The sequence below is a fragment of the Dietzia sp. SYD-A1 genome, assembly GCF_015356725.1.
Lineage (GTDB): Bacteria > Actinomycetota > Actinomycetes > Mycobacteriales > Mycobacteriaceae > Dietzia.
In genome coordinates this window covers 1-3971 of sequence record NZ_JADDKI010000706.1, presented here as the reverse complement: position 1 = coordinate 3971, position 3971 = coordinate 1, and the positions used below count along the sequence as shown (strand labels likewise).

The 3971-nt window shown below is 68.9% G+C and carries 4 protein-coding genes; 2 read left to right on the top strand and 2 right to left on the bottom strand.

From position 1 onward, the window contains the following. Positions 1-323, bottom strand: a 323-nt coding sequence (locus IY392_RS18820) for a biotin/lipoyl-containing protein (protein ID WP_304511159.1), incomplete at its 3' end; no start/stop codon positions are given. Between the two features lie 310 nt (positions 324-633). Between IY392_RS18820 and IY392_RS18815 the strand changes: the two genes are divergently transcribed. Together IY392_RS18815 and IY392_RS18810 are read left to right on the top strand one after the other, a co-directional pair. Then, the gene (locus IY392_RS18815) at positions 634-996 is read left to right on the top strand and encodes an oxidoreductase (protein WP_182612326.1); all 363 of its coding nucleotides are present in this window, start codon (positions 634-636) and stop codon (positions 994-996) included. 436 nt (positions 997-1432) lie between these two features. After that, positions 1433-2767, top strand: coding sequence for an asparaginase (locus tag IY392_RS18810; protein WP_228549645.1), 1335 nt, complete (start codon positions 1433-1435; stop codon positions 2765-2767). 90 nt (positions 2768-2857) lie between these two features. On the opposite strand, the gene IY392_RS18805 is transcribed toward IY392_RS18810, so the two are convergent. Continuing rightward, positions 2858-3971 (bottom strand): leucyl aminopeptidase (locus IY392_RS18805; protein ID WP_194862047.1); only part of this gene is annotated, 1114 nt, incomplete at its 5' end.

The following is a 3971-nucleotide window of genomic DNA, read 5'->3' as shown; positions in this document are numbered from 1 at the left end:
TCCTGATCGGCGGTGTCGGAGGCCTCGTCGGCGGAGTCGTCAGCGTCGGAGGCGTCGTCATCCGAATCGTCGTCGGATCCACCGGAACCGTCGTCGATGACCGCGAGCTCTCCGCCGATCTCGATGGTCTCGTCCTCGTCGGCGACGATCTTGGACAGGGTGCCCGCGGCGGGCGACGGGATCTCGGTGTCGACCTTGTCGGTGGAGACCTCGAGCAACGGTTCGTCGACCTCGACCGTGTCCCCCTCCTTCTTGAGCCAGCGGGTGACGGTGCCCTCGCTCACGGATTCACCGAGAGCCGGCATCTGTACGGAGAAGGCCATGGTGTCGTGACTCCTCAAGAGTTGTGGGCGCTGCCCGCCGGCGCGATCCGCGCCCGCGTGAGCGGCGACATGGTGGTGAGCTGTCAGTTCTGCGACGACCCGGGACCGGACCGCTGTGGCGGTCCGCCCGGACGATCGCCCACCATTGTGCCCTGTACCACCTGCCGGTGTCGTCGGACGCCCCGATCCCGGCGCCAGCGGCCGCCTGAACCGGCCGGCGGCCACGCCATCACCGGTGCTGGCGCTCGGTACGATCGAATGTCACAGACGGCCCCACCCCGGACGGGGGGCCGACGGGAGGAGTCCGACGGTGGCGATCCGCGATCTATTCCGGCGGCGGCGGTCACGGATCCCGGCGGATCCCGCTGACCTCGCCCACTTCCGGTCGTGGTGTGAGACCAGGGTGGGGATCGAGGCGTACCTCGAGCCCGAGACGCTCGTGTCGGTGCCGGGGCTGCTCCTGGTCGCCTTCGACGGCGAGTGGACGCGCCGCCCGGTGGGGGATGTCGCCACCGCGCGCAAGCTCGCCGACGAGCTGGGGATCCCCCTGTACGACGCGATGGAGACCGGGTACCCGGATCGGATGCGGCTCTTCGAGGAGGTCCGCATCTCGCGCGAGCGCAAGGAGAGGGCCCGCCGGCTCCGCGAGCAGATGCGCGGGAATGACCACTAGCAGTGCCGGGCGGTCCGACCGCACATCCGTAGCGCCAAGGCGAGGGACTCCCGCCGGACTAGATGACCACCGTGGTGCCGAGAGGTGCCGATCGAACGATGCCCACTCCGCCGGGGCCGTATCCCACGGAGTCCCGTGGGCGACGGTGTTCGTGTGGTGAGCACCGCTGAGTCTGGCGTCCATCCGACGACGATCGCCCCCGACCGCTCCCATCACTGAGTCGTGACTCTCGAAGGGGCGCACCATCGCCGCCGACGGCCCCCGAGAGTTCGAGATCACCGCGTAACTCATCCTTGATGCTTTTGAAACCTAAGAAGATGCACCGGAAATGCTGCCGTAACAGCAAGGCGACAGTGTGTCTCTGGTCGCTCGAACCACTTGTGGATCACTCCCACAGCGACCGGGTTTCCCTTCCCACTCAGAGAAATGAGCGCACATGCTCCAGATGACAACCCGCCGCAGGGCACGAGCGTTCGTGGCCGCTCTGTCCTGCGCCGGACTCCTGGCCACAGGGCTGCCCAGCACAGCGGCGGGCTCTCCGCTTGACAGCCTCGCCGCCGGCAGTCTCGGATCGAGTACGGGCACGACAGCGCCGGGCGCACCCGAGACTCCGGTCGAGCCCGATCCGGTCGAGCCCGATCCGACTGAGCCGATTGATGACGGGGATCCCACCCTGCCCACCGTGACGGTCGTGGCGACCGGCGGCACCCTCGCCGGCCGGGCGACCACGCAGGACTCGTACTCGAACTACCGCGCCGGAACGTATCCGATGGCCGAGCTCATCCCCGAAATCGCCCCGGCCATCGACCAGATGGCCAACGTGGACATCGTGCAGTTCGGCAACGCCGGTTCAGGCGGTTACACCATCGCGCAGTATCGCGAGCTGACCCTGGCGGTCGAACGAGCACTCGCGAGCTCGGACGCCGTCGTGGTGACCACGGGGACCGACACCATGGAGGAGTTCGGGTACTGGCTCGACGTCACTGTCCAGAGCAAGAAGCCGGTAGTCATCACAGGTGCGATGCGTCCGTGGGCTGCCGGCCCAACCCCGGATGTCGACCCGGTGTTCGGCAGTGACGGCCCCGCCAACCTGCTCCAGTCGATCCGGCTCGCGGCATCTCAGCAGACCTACTGCTTCGGCACCGTGCTGATGCTCAACGACGAGATTCACGCGGCACGCGACGTCACCAAGGGCAACACCATGCGGACCGACACGTTCGAATCCCGGAGAGTCGGCGTTCTCGGGTGGATCGACGGCGATCGGATCAGTCTCCCGCGTGGACCGTCCAGAGTGCTTGACTGCCAGTCCGACCGGTGGTTCACGCCCTTCGACCTGTCGGAGATCTCAGCAGGCGATCTGCCCAAGGTGGAGATCTTCTACAACTACCAGGAGGCCTCCGGGGATGCGATCCGGGGAATGGTCGCCGGTGGGGCGACCGGAATCGTCACCGCCGGTACCGGTGCGGGCGGCATCTCCTCGGCGGCAGGCCAGGCTCGCCGCGATGCCATCACTCAAGGGGTGTGGTTCGTCTCCACCAGCCGCACCGGCTCCGGGACGGTCGGCCCCACCAGTGCTGCGGGGATGATCTCCGGCAACGAGTTGCTTCCGCAGAAGGCCCGGCTGTTGCTCATCCTGAGCCGCGCCTTCACAGACGACATCACCGTCGCCCGGGACTGGTTCGCCACGGCCGGCAATCCCGGGTTCGGCAACGCAACGGCTGCCGTGGACGTGCAGTCGGTCCCGGACGGGGTGCTCGAGCAGGTCGCGTGATCGCACCCCACCCAGCGTGATCGCACCCCGTCCAGAGTGACCCGTGCGGACGATGTCAGCGCCCTGCAGTGGAGAATCGTCGGACACCACTCACCGAGAGGCGATGTCCTCCAGGACCGCGAGCATCGTCCGCACGGGCACCCCGGTCCCCCCCTTGGGCAGGTACCCCTCGGCGCCACCGTCGTTATAGGCCGGGCCGGCCACATCGATGTGGACCCACTCCACGCCCTCGGCGACGAATTCGGAGAGGAACAGGCCAGCGGAGAGCATGCCACCCCAGCGATGCGGGGTCACGTTGGTGAGGTCGGCGACCTCGGAGTCCAATCCGTCACGCAGTTCCTCCGGCAGCGGCATCGGCCAGCCGCCCTCGCCGACCTCGCGGCTGAGTTCGGCCACCCGGTCCCGGAAGTCCTCGGTGCCCATGACGCCGGGGGTCTTCTTGCCCAGGGCCACCATCTGTGCGCCGGTGAGCGTCGCGGTGTCGATGAGGTGTGAGGGGGAGTCCTCGCAGGCCCTGACGATGGCGTCGGCGAGGATGAGTCGGCCCTCGGCGTCGGTGTTCTGCACCTCCACCGTCGTCCCGCCGTACATGGTGAGCACGTCACCGGGGCGGTACGCCGTGGACGACGGCATGTTCTCGGCCATCGGGACGGTGGCCACCACGGTGAGGTCCAGCCCGAGCCGGGCGGCGAGGATGACGGTCGCGACGACGGCGGCCGCTCCGCCCATGTCCATGGTCATCTGCTCCATCCCCGCGGCCGGCTTGATGGAGATGCCGCCGGTGTCGAACGTGACGCCTTTTCCGACCAACGCGACGGTGGGTCGACCCTCGGCCCCGCGGTGGGTGAGACGGACCAGTCGCGGCCCGCGGGACGACCCTCCGCCCACCGCCAGGATGCCGCCGAAGCCGCCCTCCGCGAGAGCGGGCTCGTCCAGGACCTCCACGTCGAGGCCCGCGCCGGCGGCGAGTTCGGCCGCACGGTCCGCGAAGGAGCCGGGGAAGAGCAGGTTGGGCGGGGTGTTGACCAGGTCGCGAGCCAGGCTGACGCACTCCGCGATCGTGGCCGCGCGGGCCACCGCGTCCCCGCCGCCCTCCGCGACCAGCACCTTCACGGAGTCCGCCTTCTCGTCGCCGTCATCCTTCGCGGTGACCTTGGCCGGCCGGAACGATCCCAGCGCCGCCCCCAACGCGACGGCCTCGGCG